This is a genomic window from Pseudomonas sp. X4 (assembly GCF_040784925.1).
Lineage (GTDB): Bacteria > Pseudomonadota > Gammaproteobacteria > Pseudomonadales > Pseudomonadaceae > Aquipseudomonas > Aquipseudomonas putida_Z.
This window is the reverse complement of the sequence record NZ_CP160798.1, coordinates 5,061,150-5,085,952: the sequence shown is the minus strand read 5'-3', so window position 1 is coordinate 5,085,952 and position 24,803 is coordinate 5,061,150. Positions and strand designations below refer to the sequence as shown.

18 protein-coding genes and 1 pseudogene are annotated in these 24,803 nt (G+C 66.0%); 12 read left to right on the top strand and 7 right to left on the bottom strand.

Annotated features, from left to right (window positions below; genetic code table 11):
* Positions 1–93 precede the first annotated feature (93 nt).
* A complete protein-coding gene (locus tag ABX298_RS22615; RefSeq protein WP_025338901.1) occupies positions 94–1,101 on the top strand; it encodes a GlxA family transcriptional regulator in 1,008 nt (335 codons plus the stop codon).
* Positions 1,102–1,250: 149 nt separating this feature from the next.
* Here the strand turns inward: ABX298_RS22615 and ABX298_RS22610 are convergent, their stop codons facing one another.
* Together ABX298_RS22610 and ABX298_RS22605 are read right to left on the bottom strand one after the other, a co-directional pair.
* Complete coding sequence (locus ABX298_RS22610; RefSeq protein ID WP_025338900.1) at positions 1,251–1,934, bottom strand: TetR/AcrR family transcriptional regulator; 684 nt, start codon at positions 1,932–1,934, stop codon at positions 1,251–1,253.
* A gap of 139 nt (positions 1,935–2,073) precedes the next feature.
* Positions 2,074–2,958, bottom strand: a complete 885-nt coding sequence (locus tag ABX298_RS22605) for a hypothetical protein (protein WP_085616944.1) — start codon at positions 2,956–2,958, stop codon at positions 2,074–2,076.
* A 196-nt stretch (positions 2,959–3,154) separates the two neighbouring features.
* On the opposite strand from ABX298_RS22605, the gene ABX298_RS22600 reads away from it, so the two are divergent.
* The 4 genes from ABX298_RS22600 (at position 3,155) to ABX298_RS22585 (ending at position 7,176) form a co-directional block, all read left to right on the top strand.
* Positions 3,155–4,135 carry an aliphatic sulfonate ABC transporter substrate-binding protein gene (locus ABX298_RS22600; RefSeq protein WP_025338898.1) on the top strand — a complete coding sequence of 327 codons (981 nt, stop codon included), beginning with the start codon at positions 3,155–3,157 and terminating at the stop codon, positions 4,133–4,135.
* A gap of 16 nt (positions 4,136–4,151) precedes the next feature.
* Positions 4,152–5,543, top strand: a complete 1,392-nt coding sequence (locus ABX298_RS22595) for an LLM class flavin-dependent oxidoreductase (protein ID WP_123085029.1) — start codon at positions 4,152–4,154, stop codon at positions 5,541–5,543.
* 106 nt (positions 5,544–5,649) lie between these two features.
* Positions 5,650–6,486 carry a bifunctional allantoicase/(S)-ureidoglycine aminohydrolase gene (locus tag ABX298_RS22590; RefSeq protein WP_013972924.1) on the top strand — a complete coding sequence of 279 codons (837 nt, stop codon included), beginning with the start codon at positions 5,650–5,652 and terminating at the stop codon, positions 6,484–6,486.
* Positions 6,487–6,576: 90 nt separating this feature from the next.
* Entirely contained in the window at positions 6,577–7,176 is a 600-nt protein-coding gene (locus ABX298_RS22585; protein ID WP_075045067.1) for an START domain-containing protein, read from the top strand.
* Positions 7,177–7,486: 310 nt separating this feature from the next.
* On the opposite strand, the pseudogene ABX298_RS22580 reads toward ABX298_RS22585, so the two are convergent.
* The 3 genes and pseudogenes from ABX298_RS22580 to ABX298_RS22570 all read right to left on the bottom strand — a co-directional run.
* Positions 7,487–7,597 (bottom strand): annotated as a pseudogene (locus ABX298_RS22580) (hypothetical protein); the annotation flags it as partial.
* Positions 7,598–7,681: 84 nt separating this feature from the next.
* On the bottom strand, positions 7,682–9,241 hold the full coding sequence (gene ilvA, locus ABX298_RS22575; protein ID WP_075045065.1) for a threonine ammonia-lyase, biosynthetic: 1,560 nt from the start codon (positions 9,239–9,241) through the stop codon (positions 7,682–7,684).
* Between the two features lie 181 nt (positions 9,242–9,422).
* Positions 9,423–9,854, bottom strand: coding sequence for a PACE efflux transporter (locus tag ABX298_RS22570; protein ID WP_025339342.1), 432 nt, complete (start codon positions 9,852–9,854; stop codon positions 9,423–9,425).
* 193 nt (positions 9,855–10,047) lie between these two features.
* Between ABX298_RS22570 and nrfB the strand changes: the two genes are divergently transcribed.
* The 4 genes from nrfB (at position 10,048) to ABX298_RS22550 (ending at position 17,295) form a co-directional block, all read left to right on the top strand.
* Positions 10,048–12,222, top strand: coding sequence for a cyclic di-3',5'-guanylate-activated glycosyltransferase NrfB (nrfB, locus tag ABX298_RS22565; protein ID WP_317409191.1), 2,175 nt, complete (start codon positions 10,048–10,050; stop codon positions 12,220–12,222).
* Positions 12,219–15,224 (top strand): phage receptor, encoded by a 3,006-nt coding sequence (locus ABX298_RS22560; RefSeq protein ID WP_367393673.1) that lies wholly within the window; start codon positions 12,219–12,221, stop codon positions 15,222–15,224. Before nrfB ends, ABX298_RS22560 begins: the two co-directional genes overlap by 4 nt.
* Positions 15,224–16,063, top strand: a complete 840-nt coding sequence (locus ABX298_RS22555; protein WP_075045063.1) for a DUF4434 family protein — start codon at positions 15,224–15,226, stop codon at positions 16,061–16,063. The genes ABX298_RS22560 and ABX298_RS22555 overlap by 1 nt, the downstream gene beginning before the upstream one ends.
* 140 nt (positions 16,064–16,203) lie before the next feature.
* Positions 16,204–17,295, top strand: a complete 1,092-nt coding sequence (locus ABX298_RS22550; RefSeq protein WP_025339346.1) for a diguanylate cyclase — start codon at positions 16,204–16,206, stop codon at positions 17,293–17,295.
* 206 nt (positions 17,296–17,501) lie between these two features.
* Here the strand turns inward: ABX298_RS22550 and ABX298_RS22545 are convergent, their stop codons facing one another.
* Together ABX298_RS22545 and ABX298_RS22540 are read right to left on the bottom strand one after the other, a co-directional pair.
* Positions 17,502–18,800 carry an ATP-binding protein gene (locus tag ABX298_RS22545; protein ID WP_013972839.1) on the bottom strand — a complete coding sequence of 433 codons (1,299 nt, stop codon included), beginning with the start codon at positions 18,798–18,800 and terminating at the stop codon, positions 17,502–17,504.
* A gap of 6 nt (positions 18,801–18,806) precedes the next feature.
* Entirely contained in the window at positions 18,807–19,508 is a 702-nt protein-coding gene (locus tag ABX298_RS22540; RefSeq protein ID WP_003259958.1) for a response regulator transcription factor, read from the bottom strand.
* Between the two features lie 272 nt (positions 19,509–19,780).
* On the opposite strand from ABX298_RS22540, the gene ABX298_RS22535 reads away from it, so the two are divergent.
* From ABX298_RS22535 to mobA, 3 genes are all read left to right on the top strand, one after another.
* Entirely contained in the window at positions 19,781–20,956 is a 1,176-nt protein-coding gene (locus ABX298_RS22535; RefSeq protein WP_024087211.1) for an efflux RND transporter periplasmic adaptor subunit, read from the top strand.
* Positions 20,957–20,967: 11 nt separating this feature from the next.
* Positions 20,968–24,096 carry a multidrug efflux RND transporter permease subunit gene (locus tag ABX298_RS22530; protein WP_367393672.1) on the top strand — a complete coding sequence of 1,043 codons (3,129 nt, stop codon included), beginning with the start codon at positions 20,968–20,970 and terminating at the stop codon, positions 24,094–24,096.
* A gap of 61 nt (positions 24,097–24,157) precedes the next feature.
* Positions 24,158–24,733, top strand: coding sequence for a molybdenum cofactor guanylyltransferase MobA (gene mobA, locus ABX298_RS22525; RefSeq protein WP_367393671.1), 576 nt, complete (start codon positions 24,158–24,160; stop codon positions 24,731–24,733).
* Positions 24,734–24,803: the final 70 nt, after the last annotated feature.

The following is a 24,803-nucleotide window of genomic DNA, read 5'->3' as shown; positions in this document are numbered from 1 at the left end:
CACGACCTCGAACACGACACGGCCACCCGGGAGATTGTCTTTCCCCCGGCCACCCGCCAAACTCTCGAGGCCAGCCAGGAAGCGGAGTCCAGAGTGCCCACGCCACGCCAGTTCAGCAAGAAGACCAGTACCAGCAACATGCTGCGGCTGAAGTCCACCAGCGCCAATGCCCAAGCGCCCTATCGGGTCGATTTCGTATTGCTCGAACACTTCTCGATGGCCAGTTTCACCGTGGCCATGGACGTGCTGGTCACGGCCAACCTGCTGCGCGCCGACAGCTTCCAGTTCACCCCGCTGTCGCTGGAAGGCGACCGCGTGCTCAGCGACCTGGGGCTGGAGCTGGTGGCCACCGAGTTGTCCGCCGAGGCGCTGAAGGAGCTGGACCTGCTGGTGATCTGCGGCGGCCTGCGCACGCCATTGAAGTACCCCGAGCTCGACCGCCTGCTGGGTGATTGCGCGGCCCACGGCATGGCCCTGGGCGGCTTGTGGAACGGCGCATGGTTCCTCGGCCGCGCCGGGGTGCTGGACGACTATGGCTGCAGTATCCACCCCGAACAGCGCGCCAGCCTGTCCGAGCGCAGCCCGCAGACGCGGATCACCCCGGCCAGCTTCACCCTCGACCGCGACCGCCTCAGCGCTGCCAGCCCCAATGGCGCCATGGAGCTGATGCTCGGCCTGGTGCGCCGGCTGTATGGCGACGGCCTGGCCGAAGGTGTCGAGGAAATCCTGTCGTTCTCCGGTGCCCGCTACCGCCAGGTCGGCCCGGGCGCGAAGAAGTCCATGAGCCTGCACCTGCGCACCATCGTCGAACTGATGGAGAACAACCTCGAGGAAACCCTCAGCCTCGACCAGCTGGCCGCCTACAGCGGGCGCTCGCGCCGGCAGATCGACCGCCTGTTCCAGGCCCAGCTGGGCACTTCGCCGCGGCGTTACTACATGGAGCTGCGCATCACCAAGAGCCGCCGCCTGTTGCAGTATTCCGACCTGTCGGTGATGGAAGTGGCAGTGGCTTGCGGGTTTGTTTCGGTGTCGCACTTCAGCAAATGCTATGCGGCTTACTTTGGCTATCCGCCGTCGCGTGAGCAGCGGTTGGGCGAGTGAGCATCAAGGCTTCATTCATGTGTCGCTTGGGCCTGCCCTTTCGCGGGTAAACCCGCTCCCACAGGTACTGTGCAAATCTTTGGGACAGCGGTGATCCTTGTGGGAGCGGGTTTACCCGCGAAGAGGCCGGCCCAGGCACTAGAGAACTTTCAGGGGCGGCGCTCGATCTGGATGTACCGCAACACCGCATCACAGATCATGGCCTTGTGACGCAGCTTGACCTGCTCATCGGACAGGTCGATCTGGAAGATCTCGCCAAAGGTGTGGCGGTTCGAAACCCGGTAGAAGCAGAACGAGCTCATCAGCATGTGCAGGTCGATGACCTCGATGCCGGCGCGGAACACACCTTCCTGCACCCCACGGCGCAAGGTACTGCCCAGGGCCTCGAGCACCAGGCTGCTCATTTCGCGAATCGCCGGCGACTGCTTGACGTACTCGCCGTAGTGGATGTTTTCGGTGCAGATGATCCGCACGAAATCGACGTTGCGGTCGTGGTGATCGAAGGTGAACTCCACCAGCCGGCGAATCGCCTGCTCGGCCGGCAGCGACTCCAGGTCCAGGCTTTGCTCGGTCTTGCGGATGTCGCCGTACAGCTTGATCAGGCACTCGCAGTACAGCTGCTCCTTGCTGCCGAAGTAGTAGTAGATCATGCGCTTGGAGGTGGCGGTGCGCTCGGCGATGGCGTCGACGCGGGCACCGGCCAGCCCTTGCTGGACGAACTCGTTGATGGCGGCCTGGAGGATGTCCTCGCGCGTTTTCTCGGGGTTGTTCTTGCGCGTCTTGCGCCCCCCTTCGGTTTCAGGCTGGCCGAGGCTGACTACGGAATCACTCATACCCACTCACAGGCTGTTTATTGGAATGGAGGGATTATCCGCGAGCACGGCCATGCAGGGAAGCGCGCTGTTGGTCGGGTAGCCATCACCCGCGGCGGCTGCCCACCCGCAAACGGCGCCTGCCCAGCCAGGCGCAGGGTCAGTCGCGCTGGGCGGTATTGCGCTCCAGCGGCGGGGTCAGGTGCAGCACGCGGTTGCGCCCGCCTTCGGCCAGCAGGTAGCCGCCCTTGCCATCGGCAACGATCGACTGCGGCGCCTTGAGGAACGACAGCACGGTCTGCCGCGTGCCGTCGGCGCCGATGCGCAGCAGCCGGGCCCGGTGGGTGTTGTCTTCGCTGATCCACAGGCCGCGCTGGTCGCAGAACAGGAACGTCGGGTTGCGCAGGCCATCGACCACCACCGGGTCCCGGCCATCGTCGGACAGGGCGCGGACCTTGCCGTTGGCCTTTTCGGTATACAGCAGACGCCCGTCGCTGCAGCGGGTCAGGCCTTCGGTTTCGGTCAGGCCGGAGCGCAGCACATCGAGCTGGCCGCTGCGCCAGTCATAGCGCATCAAACGGCCATTGCCCTTGCGGTCCTCGATGGCGTACAGGTGCTCGCCGTCGTTCCACAGGCCCTGCACGCTCTCGCCATCGAACAGCCGCGTGACCTGGCCATCGCGGGCCAGGCTGACCGGGGCAAATCCGCCTTCCTGGCTGAACACCCAGCCTCCCTGCGCCGCCACCATGCCGTCGGGCTTGGACAGGTTGTCGATGACCACCACCCGATCACCTTGGGCGGTGATCCTGAGGATGCTGCCACGGCCATCGTCCAGTTCGCGGCTGACCAGCAGGCTGCCATCGGCTTGCGGCAACAGCGACGCGGCCTTGGTCACGTCGCGGTGCAGCACCTCGACGCCCCAGCCGGAGGCGGCCTGGACCGGGTAGAAACTCTGCCAGGCAAAGAAGCCCAGGGTGGCCGTGAGCAGGCCGGCGGTGGCGGCCAAGGCGATGCGGGTGCTGCGCTTGCGCAGGATGTGCGACATGTAGGGCTCCTCGGGAATGCCGGGGAGCCTAGCAAGCGAATGTGAAAAAAATGTCGAAATGGACCAACCATTACAAAACAAAAGGATATAAAAATAACAAAACAATCTAACAAACAGGAATATAAAAATTGAAAGCCAAACGCCACCTCCTTAGTCTGGGCACATCGTTTCCCTTCCAGATCAAGGAGCAATGCCCATGCCCGCCCGTGCCTTCTCCCCCTTGCGCCGCCTGTTGATCGGCGGCTTGCTGGCCAGTGTCGCCAGTACCCTGTTGCCCTGGTCCCAAGCCCTGGCCGACGAGGCCAGGACCCTGCGCATCGGTTACCAGAAGTTCAACAGCATCAACATCCTCAAAGGCAGCGGCGCCCTGGAGAAGGCCCTGGCACCGCAAGGCGTGAAAGTCAGCTGGCACGAGTTCGCCGCCGGCCCGCAGTTGCTCGAAGCCTTGAGCACCGGCGCCATCGACCTCGGCCATGCCGCCGACGCACCCTCGGTGTTCGCCCAGGCCGCAGGCAAGCCGGTGGTATACCTGGCCGCCGAGCAACCCTACCCACGCGGCATCGGCCTGGTGGTGCGCGAGCAGGACCACCTGGCCAGCGTGCAAGACCTCAAGGGCAAGCGCGTGGCCACCGGCCGCGGCTGGAACGCCCAGTACCTGCTGGCCGTTGCCCTGGAACAGGCCGGCCTCAGCTACCAGGACATCACCCCAGCCTACGTCAACAACGCCGCCGATGCCGTGGCTGCCCTGCAATCGGGCAGCGTCCAGGCCGTGACCCTGTGGGACCCGTTCCTCGCCGCGGCAGAAAGCCAGCCGGGCCTGAAAAACCTGCGCGACGGCAGCGGCCTGTCCAACAACCGCACCTTCTACCTGTCCACCGCCAGCTTCGCCGACCAGCATCGCGCCTTGCTGAAGACCTTCTTCGCCGAACTGGGCAAGGTCAGCCAGTGGGCCAATGCCAAGCCTGCGGAAGTTGCCGCGCTGCTGGCCCCGCAACTGGGGATCAACGCCAACGTGCTGCAAGTGGCCAGCGAGCGGCGCAACTACAACGCCGTGGCCATTACCCCGCAGATCGTTGCCGAGCAACAGAAGCTGGCCGATACCTTCCAGGGCCTGGGCCTGATTCCACGCAAGCTGCAGGTGGCCGACGCGGTCTACCCGGCTTCCGTATTGCCTTGAGCGGAGCGCGCCCACCATGCCCCGCCCGATTCGCTTCAACGCCTTCAGCATGAATGCCGCCAGCCACCAGTCCCCCGGCCTGTGGCGCCACCCGCGCAACACCAGCGTGGCCTTCAACCGCCTGGGCTACTGGACCGACCTGGCCCGCCTGCTCGAACGCGGCCTGTTCGATGCCCTGTTCATCGCCGATGTGCTGGGCATCTACGACGTCTACCAGGGCGGCCCCGAAGCCGCCCTGCGCGGTGGCGTGCAGGTGCCGGTCAACGACCCGCTGCTGCTGGTGCCGGCCATGGCCGGGGTTACCGAGCACCTGGGCTTCGGCGTCACCTTCTCGCTCACCTACGAACACCCCTACCCGTTCGCCCGGCGCATGTCGACGCTCGACCACCTGAGCAATGGCCGGGTCGGCTGGAACATCGTCACCGGCTACCTCGACAGTGCCGCGCGCAACCTGGGCCTGGCGCGCCAGCTGGGCCACGACCAGCGCTATGACCTGGCCGAGGAATACCTGCAGGTGCTGTACAAGCTCTGGGAGAAAAGCTGGGACGACGATGCGGTGCTGCTGGAGCGTGACAGCGGGCGCTATATCGAACCCGCCCGGGTGCACCCCATCAACCATGTGGGCGAGCACTTCCAGGTGCCGGGCATGCACCTGTGCCAACCTTCGCCGCAACGCACGCCGGTGCTGTTCCAGGCCGGTGCTTCGGCACGCGGCCAGCAGTTCGCGGCGCGGCACGCCGAATGCGTGTTCATCAGCGGGCCGACGCCCACGGTACTGCGCCGCTACGCCGACGGCATCCGCCAGGCCAGCGAGGTGGCCGGGCGTGGCCGGGACGAGGTGCTGATCTACGCCCAGGCGCTGTTGATCGTCGCCCCTACCCGGGAGGAGGCCGAGGCGCGCTTCGCCGAATACCGCCGTTATGTCGACCTTGACGCCGCCCTGGCGCTGCTGTCGGGCTGGACCGGCATCGACTTTGCCGGCCTCGACCCCGATGCGCCCATCGAATACGTCGAGAACGATGCCGGCCGCGCGGCCCTGGCCGCCTTCACCGCCGCCGACCCGAACCGCCGCTGGACCGTGCGCGAGGCTGCCGAGTTCGTTGGCCTGGGCGGCCGTGGCCCGGTGCTGGTGGGTGCTGCCAGCGAGGTGGCCGACCAGCTGGAAAGCTGGCTGGACCAGACCGGCATCGATGGTTTCAACCTGACCTACGCAGTGCAACCGGACGACCTGGCAAATGTGGTCGAGCTGCTGGTGCCGGAGCTGCAACGCCGTGGCCGCTACCCGCTGAGTTATGCCGAAGGCACCTTGCGCCACAAGCTGTTCGGCCAGGGCGACCGCTTGCCGGAAGGCCACGCTGGCCGGCAGGTTCGCATTCAGCCGGCAAATACCGGGTATTCCAACATTTAATTTGTGGATGGCACACACTCGACCCTATTCTGTCGCCACATCCCCTGCGCCGCACCGGCCGGTGCGGTTCACGGCATGGGGAGAGAACAACAAGTCGAGATCGTCCATGTCGAACCATTCGTACTTCGCCCCCCACGGTGGGCACCCGGCTCAGACCGAGCTGCTGACTGACCGTGCCATGTTCACCGAAGCCTATGCCGTCATCCCCAAGGGCGTGATGCGTGACATCGTCACCAGCCACCTGCCGTTCTGGGACAAGATGCGCATGTGGGTCATCGCCCGCCCGCTGACCGGTTTTGCCGAAACCTTCTCCCAGTACATCGTCGAAGTGGCCCCGGAAGGCGGCAGCGAGCGCCCTGAGCTGGACCCGAACGCCGAAGCCGTGGTGTTCATCGTCGAAGGCGAACTGGACATCACCGTCGAAGGCAAGCACCACACCCTGGTACCGGGCGGCTACGCCTTCCTGGCCCCGGGCGCCGAGTGGAGCCTGCGCAACAACAGCAAGTCCAACGTCACCTTCCACTGGCTGCGCAAGCACTACCAGAAGGTCGAAGGCCTGGACGTTCCCGAGTCGTTCGTCACCCACCGTGACAACGCCACCGTCATCGAGATGCCGGGCACCGAAGGCCGCTGGGTCACCACCCGCTTCGTCGACATGGCCGACATGCGCCACGACATGCATGTGAACATCGTCACCTTCCAGCCGGGCGGCGTGATCCCGTTCGCCGAGACCCACGTGATGGAACACGGCCTGTACGTGCTGGAAGGCAAGGCGGTGTACCGCCTGAACCAGGACTGGGTCGAAGTGGAAGCCGGCGACTTCATGTGGCTGCGCGCCTTCTGCCCGCAAGCCTGCTACGCCGGCGGCCCAGGCAAGTTCAGCTACCTGCTGTACAAGGACGTGAACCGTCACGTGCACCTGACGCTCAACCCTAAGCGTTAAGCCCAGGCTGATGCCCGCAAGCCCGCCAACCTGGCGGGCTTTCTGTTTGCCGCGCATACTGAAACACCCACCTCCCGCGCGGTACCAGCCATGAACCGCTGCCTGCTGCTCGCCGCCCTGCTGCTCTGCACCACCGCCCCAGCCGCCGATGACTGGAACCTGGCCTACGACCGCGAAGGCATCCGCGTTTACCTGAGCGCCGCCCCCGACTCGCCCTACCAGCAATTCCGTGGTGTCAGCACCATGAAAGCCAGCGTTCGCACGCTCACCGACCTGCAGGAGAACCTGCGGGTGGCCTGCAAGTGGCTGTACGCCTGTGCCGAGATGCGCTTGCTGGATGTGCAGGGCGAAAACACCTGGGTGTACCTGACCACCAACCTGCCGTGGCCGACAATGCCGCGGGACATCGTGCTGAAGGTCACCACCGAACGCCTGGACGATGGCACACTGCTGCGCCACCTGAGCGCCGAGCCCGGCAGGATCCCCAAGGTAAAGGGGCTGATCCGCGTGCAGCACCTCAGCGGCGAGTGGCGGATGAAACCGCTGGGTGAGCGCAAGACCGAAGTGACCTACCAACTGCAGGCCGACCCTGCGGGGGATGTGCCGGGGTGGCTGGCCAACCGGTTTGTGGTGGATGCACCCGTGGTGACATTGCGGACCTTGCGGGCGGTGGCCGAGCGCCAGCCGTAGAGGGTATTGAAAACCTGCACCGGCCTCATCGCCGGCAAGCCAGCTCCCACAGGTACAGCGTTGCTCTCAAGGTTGTCGCTGTACCTGTGGGAGCGGCCTTGTGTCGCGAAAGGGCCGCAACGCGGCCCCAGGATTGATGCGCAACAGTGCTCCCACAGATACTGTGCAAACCTCGAGGTCGATGCAATCGAGGTGGGAGCTGGCTTGCCGGCGATGGGCTGCACAGCAGCCCCAACGTGCTAAGCAGCAGTAGCTGCCTGCGGCCGAGCACAAGCCCTGGCCCTGCGCCGATAGGCCAGCAACAGGCCTGCGTACCCGAGCCCGACAACCGCCCGAACGCCACCGGCGCCTGCTGCTGGTGCGACAGGCCGTAGAGCATCCGCGAGCCGGAATACACGCCACTGTTGGCCGACGCGGCCGCTCCTACAGGTACAGCGACAACCTCAAGCCGTGCGCCGTCCCTGTGGGAGCGGGCGACCCGCACAGGCTGCATTAGGTTTGCTTATCAACCCAGAAACAGCTTGTACGCCGGGTTGTCGGTCTCATCCCAGTACCGGTACCCCATCTCATCCAGCGTCAACGGCAACCCCGCCAACTCATCCCCCGGTACTTCCAGCGCCGCAAACACCCGTGCCTCCGCCGCACCATGGTTGCGGTAATGGAACAGGCTGATGTTCCAGCGCTTGCCAAGCCGCTCCAGAAAGCCAAGCAAGGCCCCCGGGCGCTCGGGGAATTCGAAGCGCAGCACCCGCTCGTCAGCCCCGGGTGCGGCATGGCCGCCAACGGTATGGCGCACGTGCAGCTTGGCCAGTTCGTTGTCGGTCAGGTCCAGTACGCTGTAGCCCTGCTCGCGCAGGCTGGCCAGCAACTGGTCGCGCGGGTCGTGCAGCGGGTGTGTCTGCACACCCACGAACAGCCGCGCCTCCTTGCCGGGGTAATAGCGGTAGTTGAACTCGGTGATCTGCCGCTTGCCCAGTGCCTGGCAAAAGGCGCGGAAGCTGCCCGGCTGTTCCGGAATGGTGACAGCGATGATCGCCTCGCGCTGCTCGCCCAGTTCGGCACGCTCGGCCACATGGCGCAGGCGGTCGAAATTGACGTTGGCCCCGGAATCGATCGCCACCAGGGTCTGCCCCTGCACGCCGTCGCGCGCCACGTACTTCTTGATCCCGGCCACGGCCAGGGCCCCGGACGGCTCGGTGATCGAGCGGGTATCGTCATAGATGTCCTTGATCGCCGCGCACAGCTCGTCGCTGCTCACGGTCACCACTTCGTCAACGAAGTGCCGGCACAGCTCGAAGCAATGGGCGCCGATCTGCGCCACCGCCACACCATCGGCGAAGGTGCCGACCTGCGGCAGGATCACCCGCTCACCAGCCGCCATGGCAGCCTGCAGGCAGTTGGAGTCCTCCGGCTCGACGCCGATCACCTTCACCTCGGGGCGCAGGTACTTCACATAGGCGGCAATGCCAGCGATCAGCCCACCGCCACCCACCGGCACGAAGATGGCGTCCAGCGCCCCCGGGCGCTGGCGCAGGATCTCCATGGCAACGGTGCCCTGCCCGGCGATCACATCCGGGTCGTCGAACGGTGGCACGAAGGTGGCACCTTCGCTGTCGGCCAGTTTCAGCGCATGGGCCAAGGCATGGGGGAAGCTCTCGCCGTGCAGCACTACGTGGCCACCGCGCGAACGTACCCCTTCCACCTTCAGCGACGGCGTGGTGGTAGGCATGACGATGGTGGCTTTCATGCCCAGGTGCGATGCCGCCAGGGCCACCCCCTGGGCATGGTTGCCCGCAGAGGCGGTGATCACGCCGCGCTCGCGCTGCACGGTACTCAGGCGTGACAGGCGGGTGTACGCACCGCGGATCTTGAACGAGAAAGTAGGCTGCAGGTCTTCCCGCTTGAGCAACACCTGGTTGCCCAGGCTGGCAGACAACGCAGGCGCAGCTTGCAAGGGCGTTTCGATGGCCAGGTCGTACACCGGGGCGGCAAGAATGCGCCGCACCTGCTCCGACAGCAGTTGCTGGGGGGTGACGGTAGAACGAGGGCTGACGAAGCTGGTCATCGATGACTCCTTGGCTGTGTTCACGTTGCCCAGGAGTCAGAGAGAAGAAACCCGCCTCCAGGGCGGGTTCGGTGCACGTACGCGCTAGCCCGCCAAGCTGATAATGGCGGTAATAATAATGGCGTTGACGTGCTGGAAAGTATTCATGGGGTAGGAACTTAGCCGGTAGTGCGGCACAAAGTCAACACTTCGCCTGCTGCGCCGAAAGCGGCACATCGAACACCTTGTCGAAGCCCCACTGGAAGACGAACGCGTAAGCGAAGAAGAACACGAACAACGCCAGGTTGGTCAGCAACGCCGCCCACAGGCTGACATCCAGCCAGTACGCCACCAGCGGCAGCAGGATCAGCACCAGCCCACCCTCGAAGCCCAGCGCATGCAGCAGGCGCCGCAGGAAAGTGCGCTCACGCCGGTGCTGGCGCGCTTCCCAGCGTTCGAACACCCAGTTGTAGGCCATGTTCCAGCTCATCGCGATGCCCGACATCAGCACTGACAGCACGGTCGACTGCGCCATGCCGGCACCGAACGCCAGCTCCAGCGCGGGCGCCACGCAGGCGACGGCGATGGCTTCGTAAAGAATGGCCTGGACGATCTTGCGTGCCTTGCCTTGCATGTTCAGCTCCCTGGGTAAACGACCTGTAAAGCTACAAGAAGTGGCCCACAAGAAAAAGCCTGAAATTTGGACAACCCCGCGTTCGGCTGCTTGTATCTATCCAGTACAAACGGCGACAAGTCGTACAACTTCGTCCAGGGAATCGAACGAGGATATAGACGATGGCCCACCCCTTCCTGCCGGTGACCGGCACATGAGCCTGGCATTCATCGATTTTCTCACCTATGTGCTGTTCGGCCTGAAGATCCTCGCGATCGTCCTGGCCACGCTGATGTTCCTGCTGGGCCTGGATGACCTGTTCATCGACCTTTGCTACTGGGGCCGCAAGCTGATCCGGCGGTTTCGCATCTACGACAAGTACGAAAAAGCCGACGAAAAACGCCTGTTCGAGGTACCGGAAAAGCCCCTGGCCATCATGGTCCCGGCCTGGAACGAAGTGGGCGTGGTCGGCGAGATGGCGCGCCTGGCAGCCTCGACCATCGACTACGAGAACTACCAGATCTTCGTCGGCACCTACCCCAACGACCCGCAAACCCAGGCCGACGTCGACGCGGTGTGCCTGCATTACCCCAACGTGCACAAGGTGGTCTGCGCTCGCCCCGGCCCCACCAGCAAGGCCGACTGCCTGAACAACATCATCGACGCGCTGCTGCGCTTCCAGCAGGACGCCGGCATCCAGTTTGCCGGCTTCATCCTGCACGACGCCGAAGACGTGATCTCGCCCATGGAGCTGCGCCTGTTCAACTACCTGCTACCGAACAAGGACATGATCCAGATCCCGGTGTACCCCTACGCACCGGAATGGAAAGGCTTCACCGCCGGCCACTATGTCGACGAGTTCGCCGAAAACCACGGCAAGGACGTGATCGTGCGCGAGGCCCTGACCGGCCAGGTGCCCAGCGCCGGGGTCGGCACCTGCTTCAGCCGCCGCGCCATCAGCGCGCTGCTCGAGGACGGCGATGGCATCGCCTTCGACGTACAGAGCCTCACCGAAGACTACGACATCGGCTTCCGCCTGAAGCAGAAGGGCATGAAGTGCATTTTCGCCCGCTACTCCATCACCGACCCGGCGCTGACCCTGAAGCAGGAATGGCGCCCGGGCATGAGCCGCGAATTCTCCCAGGTAATCTGCGTGCGCGAGCACTTCCCGCGCGACTGGCAGCATGCCATCCGGCAGAAGTCGCGGTGGATCGTCGGCATCGTGTTCCAGGGCACCAGCAACCTCGGCTGGAGCCGCAAGGGCGCGCTCAACTACTTCCTCTGGCGTGACCGCCGCGGCCTGTTCGCCTACCTGCTGAGTTTCCTGGTCAACCTGTTGCTGCTGGTGTTGCTGGCCATGTGGCTGGTCACGGTGATTGCGCCGGAGTCGTGGCGCTTCATGTCGATCCTCAGCGACAGCTGGCTGCTGACCACCTTGCTGTGGCTGAACGGGCTGATGCTGTTCAACCGCCTGTTCCAGCGCGCCTGGTTCGTCACCCGTTTCTATGGCATCGGCGAAGGGCTGCTGTCGGCACCGCGGATGATGTGGAGCAACTTCGTCAACTTCTTCGCCAACCTGCGCGCCCTGCGCCAGGTGATGGAGATGGGTGACTCGCGGCGCGTGGCCTGGGACAAGACCACTCACGAATTCCCCGCCATCGCCGCCCCCGCCCGCACGCCGCTGGGCCAGCGCCTGGTAGCCAAGAGCCTGATCAGCGACGAACAGCTGCAACAGGCGATCACCAGCCCGGTACGCCGGCGCCTGGGCCGCGAGCTGCTGCTGCGCGGCTGGCTGAACAGCGAACAGCTGGTCGCCACCCTGGCCGAGCAGATGGACCTGCCCTGGGCACCGCTCAACCCGTTCAAGCTCGACCCGCAGCTGATCGCCAAACTGCCGCGCAAGCTGGCGACGCACTATGGCGTGCTGCCGGTGGCCGAAGACGGCGACACGCTGGTGCTGGCCAGCGAAAGCCCGGTCAGCCAGGTATCGCTGGGGGTAATCAGCCGCCACCTGAAGCGCCCGGTCAGCGCCCGCCTGGCGCCCCAGGGCCGGGTGACCCTGGGCCTGCGCTACCACTACCCAAGCCCCTGGCAGAAGCCGGAAACCCGCGACATGCTGGCCATCCTCGAGCGCCACCAGGACGACGAAGTGCTGCTGGAACAGGTCAGCCACCACCAGGTGATGCTCGGCGCCCTGCTGCAGGTGCGCGGCATGGTCCCGGTCACTTTGTTCAACCAGGCGCTGATCGACTTCGACCCGGAACACCAGAGCCTCGGCGAGCACCTGATTGCCCGCGGCATCATCACCGAGCAGGTGCTGCAGCAGGCCCTGATCGAACAGGCCAGCGAACAGCAGGCCGCCTTTGACCTGACCCGGGAGGTGGCATGAAGCCGCGCTTTTCCCTCACCTTCACTGGCTTGTTGCTGTGCTCCGCCGCCCTGCCCTGCGCCGCTTCGGCGCCGATGACCGACTTTCAGCGGTTCACCAGCTACCCGTTCATGGAGCGCAGCTACCGCGAAGCGAAGAAGGACAACTGGCCCGAGGTCGAACGCCTGACCCGCCACGTGCTGGGCCGGGTGCCAAACAACGACGAAGCCCGTGCGCTGCTGGTCGAGGCACTGGCTCACCAGCGCCGCTACAAGGAGGCCGAAGCCCTTGCCGAACAGTTGGGCGACAGCCCCGAATACGCCAACGCCCTGCTTGAACTGCGCCTGACCTGGATCGAACAAGACCCGCCGCCGGCCAGCCAGGTGGAACAGTGGCTGGCCAGCAGCGACGGCACCCACCGGGTGCGCCTGTGGCAGGCCTATAGCCTGAGCCTGGCCAAATTCGCTGGTGCCGCCAAGGCGCTGGACTGGCTCAACCATCTGCCGCCTCAGGGGGACGGCCAAGTACTGCGCCTGGCCCGGGCCAACTTCGCCGAGCAACTGCGCAACTGGAAGGAAACCATCGAACAGCTGCAGCCGTTGGCCGACCAAGGCCAGTTGCCTGCGCAAGACTGGCAGCGCCTGGCCAATGCCTATATCCAGCAGGTGGATGAAAAAGGGCTGAACGCGCTGCTGCCCAGCGCCCCTTCCCCCGAAGCAGCCAATCAGGCCCGCCTGGCCATGGCCAACCGCGCCATCGCCGTCGGCCAGAACCAGCAGGCCCAGCATTGGCTGCAGGCACTGCCCGCCGCGCAGCTGAACCAGCCCGAGCAGCGCCAGCAACTGTGGGAGCTGGCCCGCGAAGGCGACGACGCGCCGCTGGTACAGCGCCTGAGCAACGAACTGCAACGCCCCTGCCTGGAAACCGTCGACTGGCTGTCGCGCCGCGATCCGGAGCTGGCGCGCGCGCAGTTCAAGGGCTGCACCGCCAGCACCGACCCCAGGGCCTATGCCGTGCTCAGGCAACGCTTGTACGGCGACCCGCCCCAGCCGCCGCAACCACGCACCGCCGCCGAATGGGAGCAACGCTATCGGCAGAACGGCGATATGGCCGCACTGGAGCAAGCCACCTTCCTGCTGATGCAACAGGGCCACGGCGAACACGCCCGGCAACTGCTGGAGCAGGCTTACGACCGCCACCAGGGCCGCCTTGCACCGTCGCTGCTGCAGCGCCTGGGCAACCTGTATGCGCGCAACGACGGGCCGCTGGACAGCCGCCGCATGCTCGGCCTGATCCCTCGGGTCGACGCCAGTACCCGGGCCCAGCTGCTCGGCCGCCTGGCCGAGGCTGGCCAGTGCGATGCCGTGCGCCAGGCCGTACCGGCCACCCCGAGCGAGCCTGGCCAGTACCGCGCCCTGGGCCGCTGCGCCATGCCCGACCAGCCCGGCGAAGCGGTGGTCTACTACCAGGCCGCCGAGCGCCTGGGCGACAGCGGGAGCCGCTTGCCCCTGGCCTATGCCCTGGAAGCCGCTGGCGACTCCGAAGCGGCCCTGCCTATCTGGCGCACCCAGCCGGACAGCGCCTGGACCGACAACGCCCGCCTCACCGCCGCCCGTGGCGCGCTGAACGCCGGCGACGCACAAGCGGCCCGGCGCTATTGGGACGCCGCCGCGCACGATAGCGCCGACGACTGGGCCCTGGGTGCCGCCATCGCCCAGCGCCAAGGCGATTACCAGGCGGCGCTGGGCTTCCAGCGCCAGGCCCTGGCGCATAACCCGCGGGCTGACCACTACTACGCGGCCTCCAGCACCGCGCAACTGGCTGGTGACAGTGCCCAGAGCAGCGCCTGGCTGGCCGAAGCCGTGCGCCTGGCCCCCGACCAGCCACGCTACCGCGCCGACTACGGCATGCGCCTGGCCAGCTCGACGGACAAGGCCCAGCGCCGCCAGTCGATCCCCTACCTGGAGCGCGCCACCCACGACTTCCCCGAGGACTACCGCCTTGGCGAGACGCTGGCCTTGCGCTACGACGAAGCCGAAGACAGCGCTTCGGCGCGCCGCGAACTGCGCCGCATCCTCGATGTGGAGCAGGACCTGGTCGACGGCGACGATGAATACGGCAGCCTGGAAGCCCGCAAGTACCGCCAGCGCCGCGCCCACGAAAGCCTGTCGCGGCGCGACACCATCACCCTGGCCAGCACCTGGTCGCCGGCCGGCACCTCGACCAACGACAAGTTCCTCGACAATGGCCAGCGCAGCGGCACTTCGCGCCGCGCGCAATCGCAGAACGTGCAACTGGCCATGTGGGACCACGCCCTGGGCGAGGAGCCCAGCCGCAACGGCAGCACCCTGTCGGTGTATGGCCGGGTACTGTTCGGTGGGCAAAGCCGCACCGACTACGCGCAAAGCATGGGTACCGGTGTCGGTCTGCGCTACAAGCCATTCGGCCAGGCCAACCTCAACCTGTATGCCGAGCTGTACCACCAGCGTCAGATCGACGAAGAGCACTACCGCGGCCTGAGCCTGGGCCAGCTGCTGAGCCCGGCCAAGGTCGGCGGCAACTGGGGCGACCTGCGTCACCACGCCGAATCGAGCAACGACCTGCTGTTGCGTGCCACCGCCTCGTTCCTCGACCAGGGCGACTGGCGCAACGACTGGCGGGTCGATGAAGACGACTGGAACGAGCGCTTCCTCTACCTTGACGCCGCCTGGTGGACCCGTGCCGGCGACCACGCCTGGCTGTCGCGCTACCAGCAGGGCCACGCCTGGAAGCTGCCGGGCAGCTCGCCGCAAACCATCATGCCCTATGGTTTTGTCGAGTTTTCCAGCCAGGACCCGAGCAACGACTGGCGCCAGGACGCCCGGGCCGGGGTTGGTGTGCGCTGGCAATGGTGGTTCGATGACGACCGCTACAACGCCTACCGTGGTTCGCTGAAAGTGCGTGCCGAATACCAGCAATCGCTGGGCGGCAATCTATACGAGCGCGCCAACGGCGTGCTGGTCGGTGCGGAGATGACCTTCTGATGCGTACGTTCCTGGCCCTCTGCCTGCTTGCCCTGTGCCTGCCAGCCAGCGCCGACCAGCGCCTGTTCTACCAACCCCTCAACCGCGACGCCAATGTCACCCCCGCCCAGTGGCAGCAACTGTGGCACGCCACCGTGGCCCAGGGCGGCAAGACCCTGATCGTGCAGTGGAGCGCCTATGGCGACAGCGATTTCGGCGGTGCCCAAGGCTGGCTGGCCGACAGCCTGCGCAGCGCGCGTGCCCAGGGCCTGCAACTGGTGCTGGGGCTGTACATGGACCCGGCCTATTACCAGCGCATCGACGAACTGGACGGTGAAGGCCTGAACAGTTACTGGAAGGCGCAGCTGGGGCGCTCGCTCAGCCAGTACCAGCAACTGCGCCAGGCGTGGCAGTTGCCGGTGGACGGCTGGTACCTGCCCATGGAGCTGGACGACCATCATTTTCGCGAGGCCGAGCGCCGGGATGCCCTGCACACCCAGTTGCAGGCCTTCAACCGGCAGCTGGACAAGCCATTGCACATCAGCGCTTTCAGCGCCGGCAAACTCTCACCTCGGGTCAATGCCGCATGGCTGGATCAACTGGCCGGGTTGGGCTTGACTGTGTGGTGGCAGGATGGCGCCGGGACCGGGCGCTTGCCCGCGTTGGTACGCCAGGGCTACGAGCAGGCCTTGCCGTGCCGGGTGGGCGTGGTGCGCGAGGCGTTCCGCCAGGTGAGCGCGCCAGGCCAGGCGTTTCGGGCTGAGCCTGCCCAGCCGAAGCTGGGCGCCGGGTGCCATGCCGAGGCGGTGTTCGACCTGCGTTACCGGCCATGGGCCCGGGGTGTTCTGCCCACCAATTGAGTCTCCAGGCCCGGCCTCTTCGCGGGTAAACCCGCTCCCACAGGGACCGCACAGATTTCCAGTGCTGTGGGAGGCCTGTGGGAGCGGGTTTACCCGCGAAAGGGCCAGGCCTGGTAAAGCAGTACTCTCAGGAGCCAGCGATGTTCAAGACCATCGAAGCCCACGTTCGCAAACAGGTCGCCCCCGCCGCCCTGCGCGCCGAATTCCGCCAGCACGAATTCGAGGCCATGCGCCCATTCTGCCTGTTGGTATTCTGCGTCAGCATCCTGATCTGGCTGGTGTTCGACCTGATCGTCAGCTTCCTCGGCGGCCAGGGTTTCACCTGGCTGTCCTACCTGTTCATCACCCTGCTCGGCGCCCTCACCGTGGTACTGCGGTTCACCCGTCGCAGCCATCATTTCGATGTGCTCAACCTGCTGTTCATCGCCTCCATCACCCTGGGCATGCGCCTGGTGATCGAAGGCATCCCGGTGGCCCTGCGCCCGGTGTGGCTGGTGCTCGGAGTCTCCACCGTGCTGTATGCCGTGTCGGTGCTACCGGTGCGGCGCTGGTCGTTCTTCTGCGCCATGGCCATCACCTGGGTGGTGCTCAACCCGTTCTACCACACCCGCATCGGGCCGGACGAACTCGAAGGCGCCATGCTGATCAGCTACGCGGTGTTCCTCAGCGGCCTGGTCATCTACAGCTACCTGCAGATGCGCAAGGCCAAGCTGCACAACTTCTACCTGTCCAAGGTGCTGCTGGACCAGGCCTATGTCGATGCCCTGACCGAAATCCCCAACCGCCGTTCCTTCATGGCCCAGGCCGACCGCCAGCTGCGCCTGGCCACGGCCGAGCAGTACCTGGCGATGATCGACATCGACAACTTCAAACGGGTGAATGACCGTTTCGGCCATGACGTGGGCGATGAAGTGCTCAAGCGCGTGGCCCTGCATATCAAGGCGAGCATGGCCGGTTACGAGTTTGCCCGACTGGGCGGCGAGGAGTTCGCGATCTTTTTCCAGGGGCTGGACCAGCAAGGCGCCGAGCAACGGGTGGCGGCGCTGTGCCAACGGGTGCGCGAAGACGTTGGCGAGCATCCGGTAACTGTCAGCATCGGCCTGGCCCGGGTGGACCAGGGCGACAGCCTGACCACGGCGCTGGTGCGCGCCGACCAGGCGCTATACGAGGCCAAGCACAGTGGCAAGGACCGGTTTGTGCTGTGGTCTGCCCGGCTGGCAGAAAGTGATTAGCAGGCCCGGCCTCTTCGCGGGCTCGCCCGCTCCCACAAGTGCTCCACAGTGTTTGAAATCTGTGCGGCCCCTGTGGAGGACCAGGGTTAGCAGGCCCGGCCCTTTCGCGGGTAAACCCGCTCCCACAGGTTCTCTACAGCGTTTGAAATCTGTGCGGTCCTTGTGGGAGCGGGTTTACCCGCGAAAGGGCCGGTACAGGCAGCCCATCACCCGGCAGGCAAGCGAATCCGGAACTGCGCCCCACCCAGCGCCGACTGCGCCACGGTCAAGGTGCCACCCTGCCCCTCGATCGCCCGCCGGCTGATCGCCAACCCCAGGCCAAACCCGCCGGTATTGCGGTCACGGCTACGGTCCAGGCGGTAGAACGGCTGGAAAATCCGCTCGCGCTCCTCCACCGGAATACCAATCCCGTCATCCTCCACCGTCACCAGGCAGGCGCCATCGTCTTCCAGGCGCAAGCGCAGCAACAGGCTCTCGTCGCAGTAACGCATGGCATTGCGCACCAGGTTCTGCACCGCCCGTGCCGTCAGCCGTGGGTCCAGCACAAAGCGCGGCAGATCCCCCTCGGCCCGCACCTCCCACTGGATACCCCGGCCATCGAGCTCCTCGGCAAAGCCGCCGAGCACGCTGTCGACCAGCTCCAGCAACGACACCTCGACCCGCTCGCGGGCCTGGTCGGCGTTGTACAGCCGGCTGTAGGACAACAGCTCCAGCACCAGCTCATCCAGCTCACGCACATGCCCCACCAGCTCCAGCAGGCGCTTGCGGCTGGCCGGCGGCACTTCGTCGAACAGCAGCACCAGGCCGAAGTCCAGCCGGGTCAACGGCGTGCGCAACTCGTGCGACACCGCATTGAGCAGCTCACGCTGCTGGTTGACGTGGCGCTCCAGGTCACTGGCCATGGTGTCGAACACCCCGGCCAGCTCACCGATGTTGGAGTGCGGCGAGATGTGCGTACGCTCGGCCATCTGCCCCTGGCCCAGGCGCCGGGCGGTCTCCTTGAGGCGCTCCAGGTCGCGCCAGTGCGGCCATACCCACAGCAGCAGGCAACCGAGCATGGCTGCACCGATCAGTACGGTCACGCCCCACGACAGCACGTTGATATCCAGCGGGTCTGGCGGTGAGTGCAGGCGCACCAGCCATTCCTTGTCCAGCGGCGCCAGCACCGTCTCGTAGTAGCCCCATTCGGCGATGCGCACGGCGTACAGGCCGTGCTCCAGGCGCGCCTGCTCGTCCTCGCTCAGGTCAGCCTGGTCCATGCGCAGCAGCTGCAGTTCCAACGGCGCGAAATCACTGGCCAGCTCTTGCTCCACCGCCGGCCACTGCTCGCGCGGGGCCTGGCGGAACTGGCGCACGATCAGCGACTGCACGCCCTTGGCCTGGTCCAGGTTGTAGGCCATGAAGCGGTCCTGGAACAGGCCGACGATGGTGTCGGGGATGAACAACAGTGCACCGGCATAGGCAACGATGATCACCAGGTACAGCCGCACCAGAATTTTCAGCATGGGCGGTCAGCACTCCCACTCGACACGGCTGAACAGGTAGCCCTTGCCCCACACGGTCTTGATCTTGCGCGCTTCGCCGGCGTTATCGTCGAACTTGCGCCGCAGCTTGGAGATGGCCACATCCACCGAGCGGTCGGTGCCGTTGAACTCGATACCCCGCAGTTGCTGCAGGATGCGGTCGCGGTTCAGCACTTCGCCGGCATTGCGCGCCAGTACCACCAGCAGGTTGTACTCGCCGCTGGACAGCTCCACCTCTTCGCCGCGCCAGCTCACGGTGCGCTCGGCCAGGTCGATGCGCAGGCCACCGATCAGGATCAGGTCGTTGTCCAGGCGCGGCTCGTTGACGCTGCTGCGGCGCAGCAGGGTACGCACGCGGGCCAGCAGCACACGTGGCTCGCAGGGTTTGGTCACGTAGTCGTCGGCGCCCATTTCCAGGCCCAGGACCTGGTCGTGGCTGTCGTCGCGGGCGGTCAGCATCAGGATCGGCAGGCCCTGCGACTCCTGGCGCAGCAGGCGGCACAGCTGCAGGCCATCGATGCCCGGCAGCATCAGGTCGAGGATGACCAGGTCGGGCTTTTGCCGGCGGTACTCGTCCAGCACATGATCGCCGCGGGCGATCACCTGGACATGGAAGTCGTTGCGTTGCAGGTAGCTGGCGATCAGCTCGGACAGGGCGCTGTCGTCTTCGACCAGGAAAATATTCGGCATAGGTGCTTGTAAGTCTGGGTTGTGGTAGGCCTTGCCGGCCTCTTCGCGGGTAAACCCGCTCCCACAGGGGCTGCACAGGTTCCAGATGCTGTGCGGTCCCTGTGGGAGCGGGTTTACCCGCGAAGAGGCCGGTACAGGTACACGCAGAATATAGAACCCTACAGGTCGGCAGGATTGTTCTTCACACTTTTTCACACTCGTCCTACAGGTATTAACAGCCACCCAAGGAACGCCTGCCGTAGCATACCGGTGGTCATCATCGGAAGATCCGTATGTCTACTACCCTCCCCCCACGCTTGCGCCCGTTGGCGCTTCTGGCGTTCCTGAGCCTGTCCCTGGCCGGCTGCGACGACAGCGCCGAACAGGAAGAACAGGCCCCCACCCCGCAAGTGCGGGTGGAAACCCTGCAACTGCAGCCACTGGCCATCAGCAGTGAGCTCAGCGGCCGTATCCTTGCGCCGCGCACCGCAGAAGTGCGTGCGCGCGTCGCGGGCGTGGTGCTCAAGCGGGTGTACCGCGAAGGCAGCGACGTCAAGCAGGGCGATGTGCTGTTCCTGATCGACCCGGCACCGTTCAAGGCCGACCACGACAGCGCCCGCGCCACCCTGGCCAAGGCCGAGGCCACCCTGTACCAGGCACGCCTGCAGGAGCAGCGCTACCGCGAGCTGGTCGACGACAAGGCCGTCAGCCGCCAGGAATACGACAACGCCAAGGCCAGCTACCTGCAGGCCGATGCCGCAGTGGCCGAGGCCAGGGCCGCCCTGGAACGCGCCCGCCTCAACCTCGGCTACGCCACCGTGACCGCGCCGATTTCTGGCCGTATCGGCCGCGCCCAGGTCACCGAAGGTGCGCTGGTGGGGCAGAACGAGACCACGCCGCTGGCGACCATCCAGCAGCTGGACCCGATCCACGCCGATGTCACCCAGTCGACCCGCGAGCTCAACGCCCTGCGCCGTGCCCTGCGTGCCGGCGAGCTGCAGCAGGTCGGTGACGGCCAGGCCCGGGCCACGCTGATCCAGGACGATGGCAGCACCTACCCGCTGCCGGGCAAACTGCTGTTCTCCGACATCAGCGTCGACCCCAGCACCAACCAGATCACCCTGCGCAGCGAGTTCCCCAACCCGGACCTCGACCTGCTGCCCGGCAGCTACGTGCGCGTGCGCCTGGAGCAGGCCGTGCAGCCCAAGGGCCTCAGCGTGCCGCAGCGCGCCATCCTGCGTGACAGCGCTGGCGTGCCCAAGGTGCTGGTGGTCGACCCGCAGGCCCGGGTCAGCGACCGCCAGGTAGTACTGGGCAGCGCCCAGGGCGACCGCTGGATCGTCAGCGAAGGCCTGGCCCCCGGCGAGCGGGTGGTGGTCGAGGGCCTGCAACACGTCAAGGCCGGTGACCAGGTGCAGGTCGACAACGCATCAGGGGCATCGCCCATCGCACAGCACACTGGCCAGTGAGGGCCTGATTCATGCCGCAATTCTTCATCGACCGCCCGGTATTCGCCTGGGTGGTCGCCCTGTTCATCCTGCTGGCCGGTGCCCTGGCCATCCCGCAGCTACCGGTGGCCCAGTACCCCAACGTGGCCCCGCCGCAGGTGGAAATCTACGCCGTGTACCCGGGCGCCTCGGCGGCGACCATGGACGAGAGCGTGGTCAGCCTGATCGAGCAGGAGCTCAACGGCGCCGACAACCTGCTGTACTTCGAGTCGCAGAGCAGCCTGGGCAGCGCCACCATCACCGCCACCTTCGCCCCGGGCACCAACCCGGACCTGGCCCAGGTCGACGTGCAGAACCGCCTGAAGGTGGTCGAGTCGCGCCTGCCGCGCCCGGTGACCCAGCAAGGCCTGCAGGTGGAAAAGGTCTCCACCGGCTTCCTGCTGCTGGCCACCCTCACCTCCGAAGACGGCAAGCTCGACGAAACCGCCCTGTCGGATATCCTCGCGCGCAACGTGATGGACGAGATCCGTCGCCTCAAGGGCGTCGGCAAGGCCCAGCTGTATGGTTCGGAACGTGCCATGCGCATCTGGATCGACCCGCGCAAGCTGATCGGCTTCAACCTCACGCCCAACGACGTGGCCGAGGCCATCGCCGCGCAGAACGCCCAGGTGGCCCCCGGCAGCATTGGTGACCTGCCCACCCGTGGCACCCAGGAAATCACCGCCAACGTGGTGGTCAAGGGCCAGCTGAGCACCCCGGAGGAGTTCGCCGGGATTGTCCTGCGTGCCAACCCGGACGGTTCCACGGTGACCATCGGCGATGTCGCCCGGGTCGAGATCGGTGCCCAGGAATACCAGTACGGCACGCGCCTGAACGGCAAGCCGGCCACCGCCTTCAGCGTGCAGCTGTCGCCGGGCGCCAACGCCATGGAAACCGCCACCCTGGTGCGGGCGAAGATGCAGGACCTGGCGCGCTACTTCCCCGAAGGCGTCAAGTACGACATCCCCTACGACACCTCGCCATTCGTCAAGGTGTCGATCGAGCAGGTCATCAACACCCTGTTCGAGGCCATGCTGCTGGTGTTCGCGGTGATGTTCCTGTTCCTGCAGAACCTGCGCTACACCCTGATCCCGACCCTGGTAGTGCCGGTGGCCTTGATGGGCACCTTCGCCGTGATGCTGGCCATGGGCTTCTCGGTCAACGTGCTGACCCTGTTCGGCATGGTCCTGGCCATCGGCATCTTGGTCGACGATGCCATCGTGGTGGTGGAAAACGTCGAGCGGATCATGGCCGAGGAAGGCCTGCCACCCAAGGCGGCCACGCGCAAGGCCATGGGCCAGATCAGCGGCGCGATCGTCGGCATTACCTTGGTGCTGGTGGCGGTGTTCCTGCCCATGGCCTTCATGCAAGGCTCGGTGGGGGTGATCTACCAGCAGTTCTCGCTGTCGATGGCAGTGTCGATCCTGTTCTCGGCGTTCCTCGCCCTCAGCCTGACCCCGGCGCTGTGTGCCACCCTGCTCAAGCCGGTGGCCAAGGGCGAGCACCACGAACGCAAGGGCTTCTTCGGCTGGTTCAACCGCCGCTTCGAGGGCATGAGCAACGGCTACCAGCGCTGGGTGATGCAGGCGCTCAAGCGCAGCGGCCGCTACCTGCTGGTATACGCGCTGCTGCTGGCAGTGCTGGGCTATGGCTTCAGCCAACTGCCCACGGCGTTCCTGCCCACCGAAGACCAGGGCTACACCATCACCGATATCCAGCTGCCGCCTGGCGCCAGCCGCATGCGCACCGAACAGGTGGCGGCACAGATCGAGGCGCATAACGCCGAAGAGCCCGGCGTGGGTAACACCACCTTGATCCTGGGTTTCAGCTTCTCGGGCAGCGGGCAGAACGCGGCACTGGCCTTCACCACGCTCAAGGACTGGTCCGAACGCGGCGCCGACGACAGCGCCCAGTCGATTGCCGACCGCGCGACCATGGCCTTCACCCAGCTCAAGGACGCCGTGGCCTACGCCGTGCTGCCGCCGCCGATCGACGGCCTTGGCGAGTCGACCGGCTTCGAGTTCCGCCTGCAGGACCGCGGCGGCATGGGCCACGCCGAGCTGATGGCCGCCCGCGACGAGCTGCTGGCCAATGCCGGCAAGAGCAAGGTGCTGACCAACGTGCGCGAAGCCTCGCTGGCGGAAAGCCCGCAGGTACAACTGGAAATCGACCGCCGCCAGGCCAACGCCCTGGGCGTATCGTTTGCCGATATCGGCTCGGTGCTGGACGTGGCCGTGGGTTCCAGCTACGTCAACGACTTCCCCAACCAGGGCCGCATGCAGCGGGTGGTGGTGCAGGCCGAAGGCGACCAGCGCAGCCAGGTCGAAGACCTGCTGAAGATCCACGTGCGCAACGACAGCGGCAAGATGGTGCCACTGGGCGCCTTCGTCCAGGCCAGGTGGGTCAGCGGCCCGGTGCAGCTGACCCGCTACAACGGCTACCCGGCGGTGTCGATTTCCGGCGAACCGGCAGCCGGCTACAGTTCGGGCGAAGCCATGGCCGAAATCGAGCGCCTGGTGGCCCAGCTGCCGGCCGGTGCCGGCCTGGAATGGACTGGCCTGTCGCTGCAGGAGCGGCTGTCCGGCAGCCAGGCACCGATGCTGATGGCGCTGTCGTTGCTGGTGGTGTTCCTGTGCCTGGCAGCGCTGTACGAAAGCTGGTCGATCCCCACCGCAGTACTGCTGGTAGTACCGCTGGGCGTGCTCGGTGCGGTGCTGGCGGTGACCCTGCGCGGCATGCCCAACGACGTGTTCTTCAAGGTCGGCCTGATCACCCTGATCGGCCTGTCGGCGAAGAACGCCATCCTGATCATCGAGTTCGCCAAGAGCCTGGTCGACCAGGGCGTCGATGCCGCCGACGCCGCCGTGCAGGCCGCGCGCCTGCGCCTGCGGCCGATCGTGATGACCTCGCTGGCGTTCATCCTGGGCGTGGTGCCACTGGCCATCGCCAGCGGCGCCAGTTCGGCCAGCCAGCAGGCGATCGGCACCGGGGTGATCGGCGGCATGCTCAGCGCTACCCTGGCAGTGGTGTTCGTGCCGGTGTTCTTCGTGGTGGTGATGCGCCTTGCCGGGCGACGCCAGGCGGGTAATGCCGACACGCAGGCCGTGACCAGCGAAAGCTGACTGGACAAGCCCCGCGTGAAATGGGAGGGTTCCCGGCAATGACTGCCCGGAACCCTTTTTCATGCCTGATGCCCTTCCCCTCTGCTCCATCCTCATTCTCGCCGGTGGCCGCGGCCAGCGCATGGGCGGTCGCGACAAAGGCCTGGTCGACTGGCAGGGCGAACCGCTGGTGGCGCATGTGCAGCGCGTGGTACGGCCGCTCAGCGATGACCTGGTGATTTCCTGCAACCGTAACCAGCAGGCCTACCGGGCGTATGCCGACCAGTTGGTGGGCGATGCCGAGGCGGACCACCCCGGGCCGTTGGCGGGGGTGATTGCCGGGCTCAAGGTGGCGCGGCATGAATGGGTGGTGCTGCTGGCCTGTGATGCCCCGCTGGTTGACCGGGGGTTGATCGAGGACCTGCTGCGGCTGGCGGTGGCGGGTGACAGTGCGGCCATGGTACGCCAGGGTGGGTACTGGCAGCCGATGTTCAGCGTGCTGCCACGCCGGGTGTTGCCGGTGCTGGAGCAGGCCTGGGCGGCGGGCGAGCGGAGTTTGCAGAAGGCCTTGCTGCGTGAAGCGGTGCAAGGGTTGGAATGTGCCGACGATGATCGCAGGTTGAGCAACTTCAACAGCCCGGAGCTGTTGCAGGGCTGAGGTCATCTGCTGCCTGTGCCGGCCTCTTCGCGGGTAAACCCGCTCCCACAGGTTCTCCACTGCCCTTGAG

Coding starts and splice junctions, on each gene's coding strand:
- ABX298_RS22610 (WP_025338900.1), bottom strand. CDS start 1,934: ATGAGTGATTCCGTAGTCAGCCTCGGCCAGCCTGAAACCGAAGGGGGG.
- ABX298_RS22605 (WP_085616944.1), bottom strand. CDS start 2,958: ATGTCGCACATCCTGCGCAAGCGCAGCACCCGCATCGCCTTGGCCGCC.
- ABX298_RS22600 (WP_025338898.1), top strand. CDS start 3,155: ATGCCCGCCCGTGCCTTCTCCCCCTTGCGCCGCCTGTTGATCGGCGGC.
- ABX298_RS22595 (WP_123085029.1), top strand. CDS start 4,152: ATGCCCCGCCCGATTCGCTTCAACGCCTTCAGCATGAATGCCGCCAGC.
- ABX298_RS22590 (WP_013972924.1), top strand. CDS start 5,650: ATGTCGAACCATTCGTACTTCGCCCCCCACGGTGGGCACCCGGCTCAG.
- ABX298_RS22585 (WP_075045067.1), top strand. CDS start 6,577: ATGAACCGCTGCCTGCTGCTCGCCGCCCTGCTGCTCTGCACCACCGCC.
- ilvA (WP_075045065.1), bottom strand. CDS start 9,241: ATGACCAGCTTCGTCAGCCCTCGTTCTACCGTCACCCCCCAGCAACTG.
- ABX298_RS22570 (WP_025339342.1), bottom strand. CDS start 9,854: ATGCAAGGCAAGGCACGCAAGATCGTCCAGGCCATTCTTTACGAAGCC.
- nrfB (WP_317409191.1), top strand. CDS start 10,048: ATGAGCCTGGCATTCATCGATTTTCTCACCTATGTGCTGTTCGGCCTG.
- ABX298_RS22560 (WP_367393673.1), top strand. CDS start 12,219: ATGAAGCCGCGCTTTTCCCTCACCTTCACTGGCTTGTTGCTGTGCTCC.
- ABX298_RS22555 (WP_075045063.1), top strand. CDS start 15,224: ATGCGTACGTTCCTGGCCCTCTGCCTGCTTGCCCTGTGCCTGCCAGCC.
- ABX298_RS22550 (WP_025339346.1), top strand. CDS start 16,204: ATGTTCAAGACCATCGAAGCCCACGTTCGCAAACAGGTCGCCCCCGCC.
- ABX298_RS22545 (WP_013972839.1), bottom strand. CDS start 18,800: ATGCTGAAAATTCTGGTGCGGCTGTACCTGGTGATCATCGTTGCCTAT.
- ABX298_RS22540 (WP_003259958.1), bottom strand. CDS start 19,508: ATGCCGAATATTTTCCTGGTCGAAGACGACAGCGCCCTGTCCGAGCTG.
- ABX298_RS22535 (WP_024087211.1), top strand. CDS start 19,781: ATGTCTACTACCCTCCCCCCACGCTTGCGCCCGTTGGCGCTTCTGGCG.
- ABX298_RS22530 (WP_367393672.1), top strand. CDS start 20,968: ATGCCGCAATTCTTCATCGACCGCCCGGTATTCGCCTGGGTGGTCGCC.
- mobA (WP_367393671.1), top strand. CDS start 24,158: ATGCCTGATGCCCTTCCCCTCTGCTCCATCCTCATTCTCGCCGGTGGC.